The following is a 19,718-nucleotide window of genomic DNA, read 5'->3' as shown; positions in this document are numbered from 1 at the left end:
TCCCTAAGCGTTGGGTGAACGGTTCCAGCCGTCGGCGGTCAACCGGGTCCGGCCGTCGACGAGGATCGCGCCCGGTTCGGCCACCCGCAGGCGGTCCACCAGAACACCGCGACCCTGCGAGTTCACGTCTGTTCGATAGGTGAAGCGCAGCAGCGTCGTGCCGGCGGGGATGTCGGCTGTGACCTGCCACCAGCGGCGGCCCCCGAAGCCGGTGAGGGTGCCGTCGCTGGTCAGCGAGCCTTGTCGTGCGCGCAGGGCCATGGGCACGAGCGTCCACGCGGCCCCGTCGGCGGATGCTTCGACGGCCAAGGTGTCCGTGCGCGGCTCCGTGTCGTACCACAAAGCGAACGAGGCTCGCGCCCGCTCGCCCGCCGCACGCCGCAGTGGCGCGGTCAAGGTCATGACCGCGTTGTCCCGCGTCCCGGTCCGCCAGTCCGCCCTGAGGGGGTGAGCGGCGGCGAACGACCGGGCGAGGGCCCGCCGGGCGACGTTGTTGCTGCCCCAGGCCCGGTCCGGGTGCACCCGGTTGCTGAGCAGGATCAGGAACGACTGGTCGAGCGGGTCGATCACGACCGACGTGCCGGTGAAGCCGGTGTGCCCGAAGGTGACCGGTGAGGCCATCCCGTCCATGTACCAGTACTTGGACAGCTCGAAGCCGAGCCCTCGGGCGCTCTCCGGGTATTGCGCGAGCAGGTCGGCGTTGTAGTTGACCAGCGCCCGCCGCACCATCGCCTCGGACAGGATCCGCTTGCCCTTGTACGAGCCGCCGTTGAGCAGCGTCTGGCACAGGATCGCGAGGTCGTCCACCGTCGAGAACACCCCGGCGTGCCCGGCCACGCCACCCAGCGACCACGCGTTCTCGTCGTGCACTTCACCCCACACCAGACCCCTGTTGACGTACGGCTGATATTCAGTCGCCGCCGTCCGGGCGCGCAGGGCCGGACCGGGGTGGTAACCGGTGTCCCGCATCCGCAGCGGGCCGGTCACTCCACCGCGTACGGCCTCGGCCAGGGACTGGCCCGTGACCCGCTCGATCAGCACGCCGAGGGCGATGAGCCCGATGTCGGAGTAGACGTACTGCCGGCCGGGCGTCGTGCCGGCGTCCACCGGCGTGGCCAGCGCGGCCGCGAAGCGCTCCTCGGGCGTGGGGTAGAGCGAGTAGAACGGCCGGAACGCCGGCAGCCCCGAGGTGTGGGTGAGCAGGTGCCGGACCGTCACGGCCTGCTTGCCACCGGCCGCGAACTCCGGGACGTAGCTCGCGACCGGCGCGTCGAGGTCCACCCGGCCCCGCTCGACCTGCTGGAGCACGACGATCGTGGTGAAGAGCTTGGAGATCGAGGCCAGATCCCAGAGCGTGTCCGTACGGGCCGGGACGCGCTGCTCCGGTGGCAGCTCGACCGGGCCGGCGCCGTACCGGACGGCGTCGCCGACCGCGAAGCGCGACACGATGACACCGTGGTGCGCGGCGAGCACGGTGGCGCCCGCATACGTGGGATGGTCCGGGTGATCGGGAGTAGGTGTCAGATATGAGGCAGCCAGGCCGGGCAGCGCGGCCACCGGGCCGGGCCACAGACCGGCCTGGCGCGCGGTGCCGGTACGCAGCACGTCGTGCCGGAACCGGATGTCGGCCGGGGTCACGGATGGCGTCTGAGCTGGGGCGGCGGTCGCGGGCGACCCCGCCGCGAGGCCGGCCACCACGCAGAGCGGAAGGAGCAAACGAGGCTTGATCATCAACGCTCCTCAATACGTCGATTGGTCGAGGATGGATGTTTCCTTCGCGACTTGCAAGGGGGGCGAAGGTTATTGCCATACGACCGTGACCCGGCTACCTTCCGACAACATGCGAACGCGTACGGTCGCCTTTCTCGCCCTCGCGGCTCTCAGTGTCCCGGCCGCGGGGGTGCCGGCGCCGTCACCCGTCGAGGCCGCGCTGGCCCGCATGACGCTGCCGGAGAAAGTCGGGCAGCTGTTCACCACGTACGCCTACGGCAGCGAGGCGACCACGGCTTCGCCGGAGAACCGGCGGCTGTACGGGGTGGACACGCCGGCCGAGGTCGTCGCGAAATACCACCTGGGCGGGGTCATCTACTTCGCCTGGACGAACAGCCTGCAGAACCCGCGGCAGATCGCCACGCTCAGCAACGGGCTGCAGGCCGCGGCCACGGGCGTACCGCTCAGCATCTCCACCGATCAGGAGCACGGGGTCGTCACCCGGATGCCGGCCCCGGCCACCCAGTTCCCCGGCGGGATGGCGCTCGGCGCCGGCCGGAACCCGGCCGACGCGTACCGCACCGGTCAGGTCACCGGCGCCGAGCTCCGGGCCGTCGGCATCACCCAGGCCTGGGCGCCCGACGCGGACGTCAACGTGAACCCGGCCAACCCGGTGATCGGCGTGCGGTCGTACAGCAGCGACCCGAAACTGGCGGCCACGCTCACGGCCAGTCAGATCCTCGGGCTGCAGCTCGGGGCGAACACGTCCGCCTCGGCCAAGCACTTCCCCGGCCACGGCGACACGGCCACCGACAGCCACACCGGGCTGCCGGTGATCACCCACACCCGCGAGGAGTGGGAGCGGATCGACGCGCCGCCCTTCAAGGCCGCGGTGGCGGCCGGGGCCGACGCCATCATGAGCGCGCACATCGTGGTGCCGGCGCTCGACCCGGCCGGCGACCCGGCCACCCTCTCCAAGCCGATCATCACCGGGCTGCTCCGGGGCGAGCTCGGCTACCGCGGAGTGGTGGTCACCGACTCGCTGGAGATGGAAGGGGTGCGGCAGAAGTACGGCGACGAGCGCGTGCCGGTGCTGGCCCTGAAAGCCGGCGTGGACATGCTGCTGATGCCGCCGAACATGCAGGTGGCGTACGACGCGGTGCTCGCGGCCGTGGCCTCCGGAGAGCTGACCGAGGCCCGGATCGACGAGTCGGTGCGCCGGATCTTGACGCTCAAGAAGAAGCGCGGTCTGCTGTCGTGGAAGCCGGTCGACCCGGCCGCGGCCGAACGTTCCGTCGGGTCGGCCGCCCACTTGCGCGTGGCCCAGGCGGTCACCGATCGCACGATCACCGCCGTCCGCAACGACGCAAAGGTGTTGCCGTGGCACGGCGCCGGCAAATCGGTGCTCGTGACCGGGTGGAACTCCAGTGCCACCAACAACATCCCGGCGCTGGCCAACGCCCTGAGGGCCGGCGGAGTCGGCGCCGCGATGCCGCTGATCACCGGCGTGCCGAACGACGCGAAGATCGCCGAGGCGGTGGCGGCGGCCGGAAACCACGATCTCACTGTGGTGCTCACGAGCCGGGCCTGGGACACCACGACCGCCGACCCGGGTGGGCGGCAGCAGGCGCTGGTGCGAGCCTTGGTGGCGACGGGGAAGCCGGTCGTGCTGGTGGCGGTCCGCGATCCGTACGACATCGCCCCGCTGCCGGAGGTCAAGACCTTCCTGGCGACCTACAGCTATGCGGCGGTCTCCATGGAGTCGCTGGCCAAGGTGCTGCTCGGCAAGGTGGCGCCGCGCGGGAAGCTGCCGGTGGAGATCCCGGGCGCTTATCCCTACGGGCACGGGCTGAGCTGGAGCGTGCGATGAAACGCCGCGGGCTGCTGACCGCGGGCGCGGCCGGAATCGCCGCCGGTCTGACCGCCTCCGCCGCCAGTCCTTTCCCGGCCGCGGCAAAACCGGGGCTGCTTCCCCGCATTCCCGTGCGCACCGGGATGGACATCTTGGCGGCCACGCGGTGGAAAACGCTGCGCGGGGAACGGATCGGGGTCGTCTCCAACCCGACGGCGGTCGACCGTGACTACCGGCATCTGGTCGACCGGATGCACGAGGACGGGGTGACCATCGGCGGCGTCTTCGGGCCGGAGCACGGCTTCCGCGGATCGGCCCAGGCCGGCGGGAGCGAGGGCACCGGCGTCGACGCCCGGACCGGGATCACCGTCTACGACGCGTACCTCGCCTCGGTCGAGAAGTGGGTCTCGATGATGACGGCCGCGCAGGCGCGCACCGTGGTCTTCGACATCCAGGACGTCGGGGCGCGGTTCTACACCTACATCTACACGCTGTACGACTCGATGGCGGCGGCCGCTCGGCTCGGGCTGCGCTACGTGGTGCTGGACCGGCCGAACCCGATCGGCGGGCGGGCCCACGGGCCGATGATGACCGACGGCTACACCTCCGGCGTGGGGCGTCTCCAGATCGTGCAGCAGCACGGGATGACCGTGGGCGAGCTGGCCCGGTTCTACAACGGGGAGTTCCTGGGCGGAGCGGTGCGGCTCGAGGTGATCGCCTGCAAGGGGTGGAGCGGGCGGCTGTTCGCGGGGGACACCGATGTGCCGTGGGTGCTGCCGAGCCCGAACATGCCCACCCCGGAGACGGCGGTGGTCTACCCGGGCACGGGGATGTTCGAAGGGGTGTCGTCGCTCTCCGAGGGGCGGGGCACGACGCGGCCGTTCGAGCTGATCGGCGGGCCGGGCTTCGACTACCGCTGGGGTGATCGGGTGGCGGCGCTCGGGCTGCCGGGGGTCGAGTTCCGGGAGGCGTACTTCACGCCCACCTTCAACAAGTTCGCCAACGTGCTGTGCGCGGGGGTCGAGGTCAAGGTGACCGATCAGGCCGTGTTCGATCCGATCCGTACGGCCGTGGGGATGTTGATCGAAGCCCACAAGGAACCCGCCTTCGCGTGGCGGCTGGACGGCGCCCGCTACTGGATCGACCTGCTCACCGGCTCGGCCCGGCTGCGCACGATGATCGACGAGGGGGCGACCGTCGGCGCGGTGACCGGGGCCTGGGCCGGTGAGCTGGCCGCGTTCGAGGCGCGCCGGCGCCCGTATCTCCTCTACTCCCGGTCGCACCCATGATCGCTGCCGGTCAGCCGGGCGTGCACCACCGGCGGCACGGGGATGCCGGTGAGCCGTCCGACGGCCAGGGCGGCGGCCCCGCCGGCGCCGTCGAGCGCCGGCCGGGGTCCGCCGGCGCCCCGGCCCCGCAGGCCGGCCCGCACCGCCCGCCCCACCGGCCCGGGCCCGAGCAGCACGGCCCCGGCCAGCACCACGACAGCGCCGGGTGGCGGCCCGACGCTGTCGTAGGTGTGCAACAACCGCTCCGCGGCCACCGCACAAATCCGCTCCGCGATCCCGTCCCCCTCATCGGCGGCCACACTGACCGCGCCGGCCAGCCGCCCCAGCTCAGCCGGCGCCACCCCGAACGCCGCCGCGATCAGCGCCTGAGCCGTCTTTTCACGCTGCCACCCACCGAGCCCCTCCGCGGCACCCTCCCCACCCTCGCGGGCGGTGTGCGGTATGCCGAACTGGCGGCAGGCCGCGTCGACGAGCGTCGTGGGGACTCCGCGGCCGTCGAGCGCGGCGAGGACCGCCCGGAGGGCACGGACTCCGATCCAGACGGCGGAACCCTCATCGCCGAGCAGCCAGCCGTAGCCGTCGCAGCGGCGCCGCAGCTCGCCGTCGGCGAAGCGGGCGGCCAACGCGCCGGTGCCGGAGAGCAGCAGCACTCCGTCCGGCTCGGCCGTGCCCGCGGCAAAGGCGACCTCGAGGTCGGTCACCGTGACCACTTCGCCGGTCAGGCCCGCTTGCCGCCAAGCCCTGACGGCGGCCGCGCGGAAAGCCGCCCGCCCTGCCCCGGCCGAGCCGGCCCCGCCGAGCACCCCGAGCCGCACGCTCGCACGATCGATCCCGCCCGCGGCGCTCGCGGGGTCGGCGCCACCCGGCACGCTCCCAAGGCCGATACCGCCCGGCGTGCTCGCGAGGTCGGCGCTGGTCAGGGCGATTCTGCGGTCGGCGTCGTTCAGCGCGCGGGTCAGCGCCTCGGCCAGGCTCGCGCTGATTTCGCCGCCGCTGCTGTTGGGGTTGGCGCCGGGGGCGGTGCTGCGGCCGAGGACAACGCCGTCGAGGGTCGCGATCACGCAGCGGGTGGTGGTGGCTCCCGCGTCGACGCCGGCCACCAAGGGGGTGCCGGAAACGCTCGTTGCGCTCATAGTTCCGTGACCGTACCTTGCCGGTGAAGACAATTGACGATCGATGACGACCGAAGGAAACTTTTCTTCATGACAGGCCGGAAGCGCAGCACGCCGCCCCCACCACGAGCGGAGACGGTCGTCCGGGCCCGGGGTCTGCTGCCGTCGCTGTCGCCGGCCGAGCAGCGGGTGGCCCGGGTCGTCATCGACGAGGCGGCCACCGCAGCCCGGCTCACCATCACCGACCTGGCCGAGCGGGCCGGGGCCAGCGAGACCACCGTGATCCGGTTCTGCCGGGCCATGGGCTTCGCCGGTTATTCCGAGCTGCGGCTGACCCTGGCCACCGAGGCCGGCCGGGTGGTCACCACCGACGAGCCGGTCGGCAGCGACATCAGCGAGAGCGACGACCTGGCCCAGGTGGTCAAGAAGATCGCTTTCGCCGATGCCCGGGCGGTCGAGGAGACCGCCTCCCAGATCGACATCGCGGTGCTGGAGCAGGTGGTCGGTCTGGTCGCGGGGGCCCGGCGGGTGGACATCTACGGGGTCGGCGCGAGCGCCTTCGTGGCCGACGACTTCCAGCAGAAGCTCTACCGGATCGGCCGCGTCGCGTACGCCTGGAGCGACACCCACCGGGCCCTGACCAGCGCCGCCCTGCTCGACGAGCGGGATGTGGCCTTCGGCATCTCGCACACCGGCACCACCACCGACACGATCGACGCTTTCATCGAGGCCGGGCAGCGCGGCGCGCGGACCGTCGCGCTGACCAATTTTCCCAAGTCGCCCCTCGCCCGGGCGGCCGACCTGGTGCTGACCACCGCGGCCCGCGAGACCACGTTCCGCTCGGGCGCCATGGCGAGCCGGCTGGCCCAGCTGACCGTCATCGACTGTGTGTTCGTCGGCGTCGCCCAGCGCACCTTCCAGGAGACGAGAACAGCCTTGGACGTCACCTACGCGGCGGTGCGCGGGCGCCGGATCGGCAGCGAGCGGAGCCGCGGGTGAGGCCGGTGGACGAGGTGCCGCTGGCGCGCACCGAGCAGCGCAACCCGCACAGCGCCTCGATCGACGAGATGTCCACCTTGGACCTGCTCACACTGATCAACGGCGAGGACCGTACCGTGCCGGCCGCCGTGGCCGACGTGCTGCCCGAGCTGGCAGCCGCGGTCGAGCTGGCCGTGGCCGCGCTCGGCAGCGGCCGCCGCGTGCACTACGTCGGCGCCGGCACCTCGGGCCGGATAGCCGTCCTGGACGCGGCCGAGCTGATCCCCACCTTCGGGCTGGAGCCGGGCCGGGTCGTGGCCCACCTCGCCGGCGGCCCGCAGGCGCTGACCCGTCCGGCCGAGAACGCCGAGGACGACGAGATCGCCGGGGCCGCGGTGGCCGGTCAGGTGGTGGCGGGAGACCTGGTCGTCGGGGTCACGGCGAGCGGCCGTACGCCGTACGTCCGCGCCGCCCTCGCGGCCGCGCGAGCCTGCGGGGCCCGGACCGTGCTGGTGTCGGCCAATCCGGCCTCGCCGATCGCCTCCGGGGTGGACGTGCACATCGCCCCGGACACCGGGCCCGAGGTGCTCACCGGCTCGACCCGGATGAAGGCCGGGACGGCGCAGAAGCTCGTGCTCAACGCCTTTTCCACGGCGACCATGGTGCGGCTCGGCCGGACGTACTCGAACCTGATGACCGACATGCTGGCCAGCAACGCCAAGCTCCGCGACCGGCGGCTGCGCATCCTGGCCGAGGCCACCGGAGCCGACCTCGACAGTTGCCGGGAGGCCCTCGAGGCGGCCGGCGGCGACGCGAAAGTGGCGGTGGTGACGCTGATCGCCGGCACCACCGCCGAGGCGGCCGGCCGGGCCCTGGCCGAGTCGGGCGGCCACATCCACCAGGCATTGCGGCAACTCCATTGACCGATCGGCGACTGTCGATTTAAGTTGCGGCCATGCGACGCTCACCCTTCCTCACGGCGCTGGCCGCCGCGGTCCTCACGGTCACCGCGTGCGGCGGCTCAGGCGACGACCCGGACGGCGACGCGGCGCCCGACAAGGTCAACGCCGGCGTCATCGCCATCGTCGACGTCGCCCCTATCTACCTGGGCCTGTCCAAAGGCTTCTTCCGCGAACGCGACATCGACCTGAGCCTGACCACCGCCCAGGGCGGCTCGGCCATCGTGCCGGCCGTGCTCAGCGGCGAGTTCCAGTTCGGCTTCAGCAACTCCATCTCGCTGCTGCTCGCCCAGTCCCGCAAGGTGCCGGTCAAGGCGATCGCCAACGGCAACAACTCGACCGGGGTCGACGGCCAGGACTTCGCCGGCCTCTTCGTCAAGGCCGGCAGCCCCATCCGTACGGCCAAAGATCTTGAAGGTCGCACCGTGGCCGCCAACACCCTCAAGAACATCACCGAGACGGCCGTACGCGCGTCAGTGAAGAAAGCCGGCGGCGACGCCTCCAAGGTGAAGTTCACCGAGCTCGCCTTCCCCGACCAGGTGCCGGCCCTGCAAGCGGGCCGAGTCGACGCCATCTTCGTGGTCGAGCCGTTCCAGCAGGCCGCCCTGGCCGCCGGCGCCCGCAAAATCGCCTCCAGCTACGTCGACACCGCCCCGAACCTGACCGTCGCCATGTACTTCACCTCGCAGGCCCTGCTGGCCAAGGACCCGGACCTGGTCCGCCGCTTCACCGAGGCGATGGAGGAATCCCTGGCCTACGCCGACGCCAACCCCGACGAGGTCCGCGACGCCCTCGCCACCTACACCAAGATCCCACCCGAAACCCGCAGCGCCCTGATCCTGCCCCGCTGGCCCCCCGAGGTGAACCGCGACTCCATCGAAACCCTGGCCACCCTCGCCCAAACCGACGGCCTCCTCACCGACCAACCCGACCTGGCGGCGCTGCTGCCCTGAGAACCATGACCCATCTGCTGTCAGGGGCCGGGCGAAGTCCCACCTCGATAGCGTCGAGGGCCTCTGCGATCCCGGTGGCTCGTACTCGGTCATCGGCTTCGATGGCGAACGGCGGGTGCCCGTCGGGGCCGGTGTTGGCCTGAATGGTGGCGCGGAGGTCGGCTTCGCTCGCCTTGAGTCGTTCCACCCAGAGGCCGGGGCGCCGGCGGCGAAGTTCGTCGAGCACCTCGTCCAGCGGACCGCCCGTGCGATCGGTGGCCAGCCACTCGCGGAAGGGCCACTTGAAGCGCGGTCGATGCCGCGCTGCGTTTCGTGGTCGACGGTCCGGTCGTCGCCTGATCATGCTGGGTGGAGGACTTCGTCCAGGCCGCCGTTGGCTCGCCAGGTGCGGAGCAGCTCGTGGAAGACCACCGGGCCGGGGCCGAATGAATTGTTAACCGGGCGGGGCATGCCCTCGCCGTTGTAATAGCCCGGGGTGCACTCGGACTGGAAGTCGAAATTGTTGGGGGCGGTCTCGCGGATCGTCGCCACCCAGGCTTCCTCGGCCTCGGCGGTGGGCTCGATGCGGTGCGAGCCGCGCCGTGCGGCCTCGGCCACGAGGGAACCGATGTGGGTGGCCTGTTCCTGCAGGACGTGGGTGAAGTTGACCGCCGCGGCATTCTGCAGCGAGCCCAGGTGGAACAGGTTCGGGAAGCCGTGGCTGCTGAAGCCGTGCAGGGTTCGGGGGCCGTTGCGCCAGTGGGCGAGCAGCGGCAACCCGTCCCGGCCGTACACCGGCAGTGTGCCGGAGACGACGCCGGAGATGCCGGTGGTGAAGCCGGTGGCGAAGATGACACAGTCGACTTCGTACTCCTGGTCGCCGACCACGACGCCGGTTGCGGTCATGGCGGTGATGCCGCCGGTGTCGGCGGTGTCGACCAGGGTGACGTTCGGGCGGTTGAAGGTCGGCAGGTAGTTGTCGCTGAAGGCGGGCCGCTTGCACATGTAGCGGTACCACGGCTTGAGCTTCTCGGCGGTCTCCTTGTCCTCGACCACCGCGTCGACGCGGGCCCGGATCTCGTCCATCTTGCGGAAGTCGGCCCGTTCCTCGAGGAACGCGCGGTCCTCGGCCGAGATGGTGGGGTCGACCGTGCCGGTGAGCATCTGGCGCTGCAGGGCCGCGGTGGCCGTCCAGCCGTCGTTGATGAGGTCTTCGGCGACGTGGCCGCCGGTGACCAGGGTCAGGAAGTTCTCCATCCGCTCCCGCTGCCAGCCCGGTTCGAGCGAGGCGGCCCACGCGGGGTCGGTGGGGCGGTTGTCGCGGACGTCCACCGAGGAGGGGGTGCGCTGGAAGACGTACAGCTGGGAAGCCACCTCGGCGACCGGCGGGATGACCTGGATGCCGCTGGCGCCCGTGCCGACCACGGCGACCCGTTGGCCGGTCAGGTCGTAGCCCTCGTCCCAGCGGCTGGTGTGCATGACGTGGCCGGTGAATTCGTCGAGGCCGGGGATGGCGGGCAGTTTCGGCTGGCTCAGGGTGCCGGAGGAGATCACGACGTAGCGGCTGCGGAAGCCGTCGCCCCGGTCGGTGGTCACCGTCCATTCGGCCGCCTCGTCGTCCCAGCGCAGCTCGGTGACGCGGGTGTGGAAGAGCGCGTCGGAGTAGAGGTCGAACTGTTTGGCGATCGCCACGGCGTGGGCGCGGATCTCCTCGCCGGGGGCGTAGCGCCACTTGGGGACGTAGCCGACCTCCTCCAGCAGAGGCATGTAGACGGTGGCCTCGATGTCGCACTGGACGCCGGGGTAGCGGTTCCAGTACCAGGTGCCGCCGAAGTCGCCGCCCTCGTCGACCATCCGGAGGTCCCGTACGCCGGCCTGCCGCAGCCGGGCCCCGGTCAGCAGCCCGCCGAAGCCCCCGCCGATCACCAGTGCCTCGACCCGGTCGTGGCGCTCGGGGCGCGGAGAAACGGCCGTGTACGGATCGGTGGCGATGTCGCCCGCGGCCCGCTTGTACTGGGCGTTGCCCTCGCTGCGGATCCGCCGGTCCCGCTCCTGGCGGTAGCGCGAGCGCAGCCAGTCCAGTTCCTCGGGCTTGTAGCGGTGCGGGGTGGAGGGGAACATGTGGAGCCCTTTCGCGGAGACCGTCCGGTGTGGAACGCATCCGGGCTCACAACTTAAACCAATTGATTGACTTCCGGGAGGCTGGCCGGGGCCCGATAGAGACCCTCGATGGCATCGATCAGGCCCTGCTCGACGGTCGGCCACGAAGGGTTCACGGAATGCTCATGTCGCGCCGAGACGTGCACGATCAGGGTGTGCGCCATGTCGTCGCGCTCGCGCCGCACCGCCGCGGTCAGCCCGGGCAGGCAGCCGTGCAGCGCCTCGGTGACGGCGAGCAGCATGGGCGCCTCGGCGACCTCAGCCGCGGCCAGCTCGCGCAGCGACGGCTCGGTCATCAGCTGGGCGGCGAAACGTCCGTACCAGCTGGTCTCCCCCAGAGAGGCCAGGTGCCGGGTGTACGGAACCACGAGGCAGACGACCCGATCGCGCAGCACGGTGCTGCCGTCGTAGCGGGCCAGCAGCTGCGCCCGGAGCCGCTCGGTCGGCCCCGAGTGCTCCCGCACGATCGCCCGCACCAGGTCCTCCTTGGACCCGAAGTGGTAGCCGACCGCGGCCGTGTTGCCCTGCCCGGCCGCCTCGCTGATCTGCCGGTTCGACACCGAGAAGACCCCACGCTCGGCGAAGAGCCGCTCGGCCGCGCGCAGGATGCTGCGCCGGGTCGCCCCGGCTCTGCCCTGACTCATGATCACCTCCGGTCGGCCGGAGCGCCGGAGACCGAGCCTACCGAGGTTGCGGCGTCGTGGTCGTACAGCCAGTCCAGGGCGTTGAACGACCAGGCGCGGGAGCCGGCCGCCATCTGGGCGTCGCGTTCCCGCTGAGCCGGGCCGTCCGGCAGGTGGAAGCGGGTCTTGTTGCCGGCCGACATCTCCTGCAGGCGCGACGTACGCGGCAACCGGAGCCGCTCGTACAGGGCCAGGGCCGCGGTCACGTCGCCGGCCCGCAGGCACGCGGTGAGGGTCGCCCCGTCCTCGACGGCCTGGGCCGCACCCTGCGCCATGAACGGCAGCATGGCGTGCGCGGCGTCGCCCAGCAGCGTGACCCGCCCGTCCGACCAGCGCGGGATCGGCGGGCGATCAAGCAGGGCCCAGAGGTACGTCTCGTCAGCAGCGCCGATGATCTCGCGTACCTGCGGGTGCCACCCCGCGAAGGCGGCCCGCACGTCGGCGATCCGCGCGCGATCGGTCCACGACTCGCGGGTCCAGTGATCCTGTTCGACCACCGCCACGAAGTTCACCAGTCGCCGCCCGCTGATGAAGTAGTGCACGAAGTGCCGGCCCGGTCCCATCCAGATCTGCGCGGTCACCTCCAGGTCGAGGTGTCGCAGCCGCTCGGCCGGGACGATCCCCCGGTACGCGACGCAGCCGGTGAACCGCGCGTCCCCCGGCCCGAACAGCAACCGCCGGACCGACGAATGAATCCCGTCGGCCCCCACGAGCACGTCGAACCGGGCGGGCGGGCTGCCGGCGAAGCGGGCCCGCACCCCGTCCACATGCTGCACGAGGCCGGTCAGCCGGTGTCCGAGATGGATCCGCTCGGACGGCAGCGCCCCGGCCAGCGCCCGCAACAGATCGGCCCGGTGCATCTGGTAGTGCGGGAACGCGAAAGCCACCGGCGCCCGCAGCAGCGTCCGCCCGTCCTCCCAGCGGCGCTGATGCCAGGCCAGCGGCTGCACCCCGGTCGCGGCGAGCGCCCCCGCCAGCCCCAGCCCGTGCAGCACCCGCGACGCGTTCGGGCTGACCTGCACCCCCGCGCCGACCTCGGACAGCCGCCCCGCCTGCTCGTAGACGTGCACATCATGCCCGTCCCGCAACAGCCCGAGCGCGACCGCCAGCCCGCCGATCCCCCCACCGACGACCCCAACCGACAACGACTCCCCCATCGCCCGATGGTCCGCCGCCACCCGCGGCGCCGCTGCCGGGTTGCGGACAGGCCGACGTCGCCGATGATCCGAGGGGCGGCCAGGCGGGCGGCGGCCGCTTACCGGGCGGCCTCCGGGAAGGACGGTGGCGGGTTGAAGCGCGACAACTCGGGCGTGCTCCAGCGCAGCGGGGAGGCGTGATCGACGCGGGCGACCCGCTTGACGGTGAAGTCGACCAGGCGTTCGGCACCGGGCACGGTTGCCGCGTGGGCCGGGTCCCAGTCGACGACGGCGGTGCCGGTGAGGTGGAGCATCGTGCCGGTGGCGAAGTCGGGGAACAGCAGGCCGGCCCGGGGGTTGACCTCCAGGTTGCCGAAGGTGTTGAACATCGAGTTGCCGTTGTAGTCCGGCCAGCGCAGCTGGGTCGGGCTCAGCACGCGCACGAAGCCGGGGTTCCCGCCGCGGTGCGAGGCGTCGGCGTTGCCGTCGAGGTCGGCCGTGGCCACGAAGAAGGTGTCGGCGATGCTGATGAAGCCCATCTCCTCGGCGGTCAGCGCGCTGCCCAGCCGGGGCTCACCCGGCGTGGCCGCCGCCCGGGACGGCGCCCGCCGCTGGATGTATTTCGGGCAGTTGGCGTAGACCTGCTCGAGCTCGATCCGCAGCCCTTCGGCCGTGGGGTGGGCGGTGCCGTTCATCCGGAGGCGGCGCCGGGTGCCGGGCTCGATCGCGATGAGCCCGACCTTGGGCACCCCGGTCAGGACCGGGAGCGCGGGCGCACCGGCCACCGTGATCGTCGATGGCCCGGTGACGGCAACCGGGCCGGGCAGCTGGGTGCCCCAGACGTCGCCGTGGCGGTCGGTGGCACCGATGACGAGCATCGGCTGCTCGGCCAGGAACATCCGGGCCCCGCGCGGGATCTCACGGCCGATCATGGCGGAGACGTACGCGGCCTCGTCGAGCAGACCGGCCCTCTTCTGCGCGGCGAGCTCCCCACGATGGAACGAACCCATGGCCGACCCCCTTCAACCGGTGAAAATGACTTTAGCGGTTAGAGCGAGGATCGACAACCAGTGAAATGTATTTGACCGGTTACCATGGTTCGGTGAGCACGCAAGCGGACCCCCGCCCCCTGATCGGGGAGCCCCTGCCGCTGGACCTGCTGAACACGCAGTGGACCGACGACGACGGCGCGTACGACCTGCTGGCCCAGCCCGGCGGCCTGGGCATCTGGCTGGCTTCCAACGGGCTCACCAGCCCGGAGACGCCGGAGACGCTCGACGCGCTGATCGCCACCCGGGAGGCCCTGTTCGCGCTGGTGCAGCCGGATCCCCCACCGGGCGCCCGGGAGATGCTGAACGAGACGCTGCGCCGCGGCCGGATCCGTCGGATGTTCGGGCCGGACGGGCCGGAGAGCGTGCTGGAGACCGACACGCCGGCCTGGTTCGTCGCTTGGCAGGCCGCCGAGCAGTACCTACGGCTGCTCGACGACAAGCCCGAGCGGCTCCGCAAGTGCGCCAACCCCGGCTGCCGGCTGCGCTTCTACGACGCGTCCAAGGCCGGCGCCCGGCGCTGGTGCTCGATGGCGACCTGCGGCAACCGGGCGAAGTACCGCACCTACTCGGCCCGTCAGCGCAGCACGCCCACCCCGCAGAACTGATTGACGTCGACGTCGCCGGTGTCGCCGTCGGGCCGCCAGCGGTTGCACGGCACGATGCCGGGCGCCAGCAGGTCGAGGCCGTCGAAGAAGCGGGCGATCTGCTCGGCGCTCCGATATTTGATCTTCGGGGTGCCGCGTTCGTTCCAGAAGTCGACGATGTGGTCGGCCTCGGCCTTGTTGATGTCGTCGCAGCCGTGCGCGATGACCAGGTAGCTCCCGGACGGAACGGCGTCGACCAACGTGCGTACGGCCGCCAGCGCCTTTTGATCGTCACGCAGGAAGTGCAGGATGCCGAGCAGGGTGAGCGCGACCGGCCGGGTGAAGTCGAGCGTCTCGGCGGCGGCGCGCAGGATGGCCTCCGGCTCGTTGAGGTCGGCCTCGATGTAGGTGGCGCCGTTCAGCAGCGTACGGGCGTGGACCAGGACCAAAGGGTCGTTGTCGACGTAGACGACCTTGGTCTCGGGGGCCACCGCCTGCGCCACCTCGTGGGTGTTGTCGGCCGTGGGCAGGCCGCTGCCGATGTCGAGGATCTGCCGGATGCCGGCCTCGCCGACCAGATGCCGCACCGAGCGGCGCAGGAACTTCCGGTCCTCCTGGGCCAGCGTGACGATCGAGGGAAGGATCTTGGCGATCACGTCACCGGCCTCGCGATCGACCGGGAAGTTGTCCGTGCCGCCGAGCCAGTAGTTCCACAGGCGCGCCGAATGCGGCGTGGTCGTGTCCACGGTCACATGGTGCCAGCTCCGCCTGATCGGTGGGGGGCGGCGAGGGGTAACGTTGACCGGTTGCGTCAAAGGGCGGGAGCGGACAGTGAGTCAGAACGTGCTGGCATCGGCGTCGGCGGAGGTCGCCGTCGAGGCGGGCCGGAGGCGTACGTTCGCGGTGATCTCGCACCCCGACGCCGGCAAGTCGACCATGACCGAGGCGCTGGCCCTGCACGCGCGGGTGATCGGCCAGGCCGGCGCGGTGCACGGCAAGGGCGACCGCAAGGGCGTGGTCTCCGACTGGATGGAGATGGAGCAGCAGCGCGGCATCTCCGTGACGTCGGCCGCCCTCCAGTTCTCGTACCAGGACGTCGTGATCAACCTGCTCGACACGCCCGGGCACGCCGACTTCTCCGAGGACACCTACCGCGTGCTGACCGCCGTCGACAGCGCGGTCATGCTGCTCGACGCGGCCAAGGGCCTGGAGCCGCAGACGCTCAAGCTGTTCGAGGTGTGCCGCCAGCGCCACATCCCGGTCATGACCTTCATCAACAAGTGGGACCGGCCCGGCAACGACGCCCTGGCCCTGATGGACGAGATCGAGCAGCGCATCGGGCTCAAGCCGACCCCGCTGACCTGGCCGGTCGGCATCGCCGGGCACTTCCAGGGCGTGATCGACCGCCGCACCGGCCAATTCATCCGGATGGAGCGGTCACCCGGTGGCGCCGAGCTCGCCATCGAGGAGGAGATGAGCGCCGAGGAGGCGGCCGAGCGCTACGGCGCCGACTGGGCCACCGCCACCGAGGAGCTCGAACTGCTGGAGCTGACCGGGGCCGACCACGACCAGGAGACGTTCCTGGCCGCGACCAGCACGCCGGTGCTGTTCGGGGCGGCCGTGGCCAACCTCGGCGTCCGGCAGCTGCTCAACATCCTGGTCGAGCTGGCCCCGGCCCCGTCGGCCCGGCCCACCACGGCCGGCGCCGAGCAGCCGGTCGACGCCGGGTTCTCCGGCTTCGTCTTCAAGATGCAGGCCAACATGAACCGGGCCCACCGCGACCAGGTCGCCTTCATGCGGATCTGCTCCGGCAAGTTCGAGCGCGGCATGATCGTCACCCACGCCGGCACCGGCAAGCCGTTCGCCACCAAGTACGCCCAGCAGATCTTCGGCCGGGGCCGCGACACCATCGACGAGGCCTACCCGGGTGACGTGGTCGGCCTGGTCAACGCGACCTCGCTCGGCATCGGTGACACCCTCTACACCGGGCAGCCGGTCCAGTTCCCGGCGCTGCCGTCGTTCCCGCCGGAGCACTTCGCGGTCGTACGCACGTCGGACACCTCCGCCTTCAAGCGGTTCCGGCGCGGCATCGAGCAGCTCGACGGCGAGGGCGTCGTCCAGGTGCTGCGCTCCGAGCAGCGCGGTGACCAGGCCCCGGTGTTCGCCGCGGTCGGGCCGATGCAGTTCGAGGTGGCCACCCACCGTCTCGAGGCCGAGTTCGGGGTCAAGGTCCAGCTCGACTTCCTGCCGTACGAGTTGGCGGCGCGCACCGATGCGGCGGGGCGCGAGATCCTGCAGACCGAGAGCAACGTCGAGGTCATGACGCGTGTCCGCGACGGCGCCCTGCTCGCCGTCTTCCCGCACCGCTGGCGCATGCGCACCATCGCCGGCCGCCACCCGGAGCTGCGACTCGACGAGTGACGCCGCCGGGTGCCATGCTTGTCCTCCCGATCCGCGGAGCCGTCATGACGTCGATCCACAACGGACAGGGCATCCAGGTCGGCGACGGCACCACCCAGAACAACACGTGGAACGCTCCTCGCCGGCTCCGGGTGCTCGTCAGCTACACGCGCGAGCTCGACCTGGGCCCGGACCTGACCTACCTGGACGCCGCCCAGCAGGCGGTCGGGAACGCGCAGCATGACTTCTGTGACGGGTCGTCCCTGACCGGGCCCGATGACCACGACGGCTACGACGTCTACGTCAATCTCGTCGGCGTGCTCTACGGGCCACCCGTCGATGGCGGGTTGTCCCAGCCCGAGATCGCCTTCGACGCCGCGCAACGGTCCGAGCGGCCACACTTCGCCTACGTCATCGACAACGTCCACCTGGAGAACGCGCGCCAGAACCGGCCGCAGATGGACCGCCAGGAGGAGTTCGAGCGCAGGGTCAGAGCGGCGCTGCCGGCGGCGGCGGACGTGGCCGACCCGAAGGATCTGCGCAGGCGCCTACGGCAGGACCTGGCCCGGCTGGCCCCTCCGCCACCGCCGCCGCCACCTCCCACGGCTGCAGCTCCGGCCTCGCCGCCGCTCGCGGCACCGCCCCCACCCGCGGCACCGCCCCCGCCCGCGGCATCGGTCCAGCCCGCGGCACCGCCCCCGCCCGCGGCATCGGTCCAGCCCGCGGCACCGGTCCAGCCCGCGCCGGCCGGGCACCGGGCCGTGACCGCCGGGCCGGTCGACTGGACAGCCGCGGCGATCTCCGTCACCTTGGGAGCCGCGTTCTTCGCCGTCGCGTTCTGGGCGATCGGCACCACGTGGGGCCTGGCCCTCGGAGCGGGCGTGGCGGTCGCGGCAGTGACCGGCATCGCCACGCGGCTGTTCGCCCGATCGGCCGCCGCCTCGTAGCCGGCCGCCCGCCTCCCAGCCGGCCGCCCGCCTCCCAGCCGGCCGCCCGCCTCTCAGCCGGTCGCCCGCCTCTCAGCCGGTCGCCCGCCTCTCAGCCGGCCGCCCGCCGCCTCCTAGAGAGCGCCCATCACCTGGCTGAAGACCGTCTGCAGGGGCCGCTCCTCGCTGCTGAGCACGGCCGAGCCGAACGGCTCGGTGCAGGTGGTCAGGCGCGCCATGGCCGTCTGCCCGGCCGCGACCTGCGCCGGCGTGTAGTCGTCGATCTTCGGGTCCGGCGCGTAGTAGATCGTGTAGACCGGCACGTGGGTGCGCCCGGCCCAGCTCTGGCAGACACTCTCCACCGAGCCGGCCCGGTTGTCCCAGTCGTCGATGCCGTCGCTGACGATGATCACCGCGTCGAGCACGTCGGCCCCGTCCACCCGGTGCTTGTCGGACATGGTCCGGTAGGCGTAGTCGGCGGTCGCGAGCAGGGCAGTCTGCCGCCGTTGCTCCGGCACCGGCCGACTGTCCAGGCCGGTGAGCCCTTTCTGACCCATTTCCAGGACCGTCCAGTACGGACGTGAGTACGAACCCGTTCCGGCGAACTGCACGACACCGACCTGGTCCTGTGGCCGGAGCCCGCGGATGCCCTCCTTGACCGCCGCCACCGCCGAGTCGAGCCGGGCCTTCTGCATGCTGCCGGAGACGTCCATCGCGATCAGGATGCGGCGGGGCGAGCGCATCTGCCGCCACTGGTCGACCATCACCTCCTGCACGTCGACGGCGGGCAGGGCCAGCGTCCGGAAGCCGGGCCCCAGGTCGATCCGCCCGGCTTTCTCGGCGCCCGCCGGGACCGGGCAGGCCGCCGCCGGTTTTCCCGCCCGCGTCTGGAAGCCCTGCTTGCACAGCACGTCCCCGTTGTCTTCGATGAAGGCGAGGAAGTCCGCGGCCGCCGCTCGCTCGGCCTCGCCGGCGTCGGGCAGCGTCACATACGGATGGTCGGCCACGATCGACTCGGTCCCGCTCCCGGCGACGGCGACCGGATGCACCGCCACCAGGGGCACCGCGGGCCGCTCGTCCGGCGTACGGCCGTACTGCCCGGTGTTGTAACCCCAGACCATCTGCTCCTGGATCATGAAGACGGTCCGTGCCGGGGGCGCCTTGTCCGTGCTCCACGTGCGCAGGATGTCGGTCGAGTCGTTGACGAAGCCGCCGACCGCCGACCGCTGCACCGCCTGCACGAATTGACGGACCTTCGCATCGCGGCCGGCCTGGGCCGGGGTGACCTCGGCCGGCCCGCTCTTCCCGATCGCCGCCGCGAACGTCAGATAGGTCGCCATCGCCCCCGAGGTCGAGGTGCGCGGGTTCTCCTGGGTGTAGTTGATCTCGTGATCACGCAGCATCCTCATCGCGGCCGGCCAGGTCGGCGGCTTGCTGTCCCAGCCCAGCTCCTCGGCCAGGGCCTGGGGCATGGCCAGCACCATCGGGCTGCGGGCCAGGCGCGGCGGACCGTCGGCCGGCACCCCACGCCCGGGCGCGTCGCGTGCCCATCGGTCGAGCCACAGCGCCGACGACGGCGACCACACCTGCGCGTCCTCGACGGCCCGCCGGTCCCGGTCGGTGATCGCCGGGTCCTTCTTCGGGTCGCCGGCCAGGATCTGCTCGGCTATCCCGGACGAGACGGCCACCACCGTGACGTCGCCGCAGGTCGCCCCGGCCGGGCGGCGGGCCTCGGCGTAGCGGTCGGCCAGCTCGCTGAGGGCGCGGTCCTTCTCCGTCGACGACACCACCTTGACCGGCACGCGGGCGGTGCAGGCCACGAGATCCGGGCCCGGGCTCGGCCCCCACCGGCTCAGGGTCAGCATCAGCAGGGCGCCGAGGACCGCGCCGGTCGCGGCGCCCCGGGTGTGATGGCCCTGCCACCATCGACGGGCGGCCACGGCGG

Annotated in this window: 16 protein-coding genes; 8 read left to right on the top strand and 8 right to left on the bottom strand. The window is 71.8% G+C overall.

The features are described from left to right. Positions 1-3: 3 nt before the first annotated feature. A complete protein-coding gene (locus tag AB0J66_RS18255; RefSeq protein WP_364661563.1) occupies positions 4-1,731 on the bottom strand; it encodes a serine hydrolase domain-containing protein in 1,728 nt (575 codons plus the stop codon). A gap of 109 nt (positions 1,732-1,840) precedes the next feature. Between AB0J66_RS18255 and AB0J66_RS18250 the strand changes: the two genes are divergently transcribed. Continuing rightward, a complete protein-coding gene (locus tag AB0J66_RS18250; protein WP_364661561.1) occupies positions 1,841-3,580 on the top strand; it encodes a glycoside hydrolase family 3 N-terminal domain-containing protein in 1,740 nt (579 codons plus the stop codon). Beyond that, positions 3,577-4,851, top strand: coding sequence for a DUF1343 domain-containing protein (locus AB0J66_RS18245; RefSeq protein WP_364661558.1), 1,275 nt, complete (start codon positions 3,577-3,579; stop codon positions 4,849-4,851). The genes AB0J66_RS18250 and AB0J66_RS18245 overlap by 4 nt, the downstream gene beginning before the upstream one ends. On the opposite strand, the gene AB0J66_RS18240 is transcribed toward AB0J66_RS18245, so the two are convergent. Continuing rightward, positions 4,830-5,984, bottom strand: a complete 1,155-nt coding sequence (locus tag AB0J66_RS18240) for a BadF/BadG/BcrA/BcrD ATPase family protein (RefSeq protein ID WP_364661556.1) — start codon at positions 5,982-5,984, stop codon at positions 4,830-4,832. The two genes, AB0J66_RS18245 and AB0J66_RS18240, sit on opposite strands and share 22 nt — an antisense overlap. 69 nt (positions 5,985-6,053) lie before the next feature. On the opposite strand from AB0J66_RS18240, the gene AB0J66_RS18235 reads away from it, so the two are divergent. The 3 genes from AB0J66_RS18235 to AB0J66_RS18225 are packed head-to-tail and all read left to right on the top strand — an operon-like array spanning position 6,054 to position 8,853. Continuing rightward, complete coding sequence (locus AB0J66_RS18235) at positions 6,054-6,962, top strand: MurR/RpiR family transcriptional regulator (RefSeq protein ID WP_364661553.1); 909 nt, start codon at positions 6,054-6,056, stop codon at positions 6,960-6,962. Continuing rightward, positions 6,959-7,864: an N-acetylmuramic acid 6-phosphate etherase gene (gene murQ / locus AB0J66_RS18230; protein ID WP_364661550.1), complete on the top strand. Its 906-nt coding sequence runs from the start codon at positions 6,959-6,961 to the stop codon at positions 7,862-7,864. Before AB0J66_RS18235 ends, murQ begins: the two co-directional genes overlap by 4 nt. Before the next feature lie 32 nt (positions 7,865-7,896). After that, positions 7,897-8,853: an ABC transporter substrate-binding protein gene (locus AB0J66_RS18225; protein WP_364661547.1), complete on the top strand. Its 957-nt coding sequence runs from the start codon at positions 7,897-7,899 to the stop codon at positions 8,851-8,853. Between the two features lie 339 nt (positions 8,854-9,192). Here the strand turns inward: AB0J66_RS18225 and AB0J66_RS18220 are convergent, their stop codons facing one another. The 4 genes from AB0J66_RS18220 to AB0J66_RS18205 all read right to left on the bottom strand — a co-directional run bounded on the left by AB0J66_RS18220 (position 9,193) and on the right by AB0J66_RS18205 (position 13,821). Beyond that, positions 9,193-10,953, bottom strand: coding sequence for an NAD(P)/FAD-dependent oxidoreductase (locus tag AB0J66_RS18220; RefSeq protein ID WP_364661545.1), 1,761 nt, complete (start codon positions 10,951-10,953; stop codon positions 9,193-9,195). 53 nt (positions 10,954-11,006) lie between these two features. After that, entirely contained in the window at positions 11,007-11,636 is a 630-nt protein-coding gene (locus AB0J66_RS18215; protein WP_364661542.1) for a helix-turn-helix domain-containing protein, read from the bottom strand. 2 nt (positions 11,637-11,638) lie between these two features. After that, complete coding sequence (locus AB0J66_RS18210) at positions 11,639-12,832, bottom strand: FAD-dependent monooxygenase (RefSeq protein ID WP_364661540.1); 1,194 nt, start codon at positions 12,830-12,832, stop codon at positions 11,639-11,641. A gap of 98 nt (positions 12,833-12,930) precedes the next feature. After that, positions 12,931-13,821: a pyridoxamine 5'-phosphate oxidase family protein gene (locus AB0J66_RS18205; protein WP_364661538.1), complete on the bottom strand. Its 891-nt coding sequence runs from the start codon at positions 13,819-13,821 to the stop codon at positions 12,931-12,933. A gap of 92 nt (positions 13,822-13,913) precedes the next feature. Between AB0J66_RS18205 and AB0J66_RS18200 the strand changes: the two genes are divergently transcribed. Continuing rightward, positions 13,914-14,468: a CGNR zinc finger domain-containing protein gene (locus tag AB0J66_RS18200; protein ID WP_364661535.1), complete on the top strand. Its 555-nt coding sequence runs from the start codon at positions 13,914-13,916 to the stop codon at positions 14,466-14,468. On the opposite strand, the gene AB0J66_RS18195 is transcribed toward AB0J66_RS18200, so the two are convergent. Beyond that, positions 14,438-15,199, bottom strand: coding sequence for an SAM-dependent methyltransferase (locus AB0J66_RS18195; protein WP_364661532.1), 762 nt, complete (start codon positions 15,197-15,199; stop codon positions 14,438-14,440). The two genes, AB0J66_RS18200 and AB0J66_RS18195, sit on opposite strands and share 31 nt — an antisense overlap. A gap of 79 nt (positions 15,200-15,278) precedes the next feature. Here AB0J66_RS18195 and AB0J66_RS18190 point away from each other — a divergent pair, with 79 nt between their 5' ends. Beyond that, positions 15,279-16,868 (top strand): peptide chain release factor 3, encoded by a 1,590-nt coding sequence (locus AB0J66_RS18190; protein WP_364661530.1) that lies wholly within the window; start codon positions 15,279-15,281, stop codon positions 16,866-16,868. A 44-nt stretch (positions 16,869-16,912) separates the two neighbouring features. After that, a complete protein-coding gene (locus AB0J66_RS18185; protein WP_364661527.1) occupies positions 16,913-17,794 on the top strand; it encodes a hypothetical protein in 882 nt (293 codons plus the stop codon). A 113-nt stretch (positions 17,795-17,907) separates the two neighbouring features. On the opposite strand, the gene AB0J66_RS18180 is transcribed toward AB0J66_RS18185, so the two are convergent. Then, a complete protein-coding gene (locus tag AB0J66_RS18180; RefSeq protein WP_364661525.1) occupies positions 17,908-19,713 on the bottom strand; it encodes a vWA domain-containing protein in 1,806 nt (601 codons plus the stop codon). Positions 19,714-19,718: the final 5 nt, after the last annotated feature.

Origin of the sequence: Actinoplanes sp. NPDC049598, from assembly GCF_040675435.1 — a bacterium.
Classification (GTDB): domain Bacteria; phylum Actinomycetota; class Actinomycetes; order Mycobacteriales; family Micromonosporaceae; genus Actinoplanes.
This window is presented reverse-complemented; position numbering and strand designations above follow the sequence as displayed.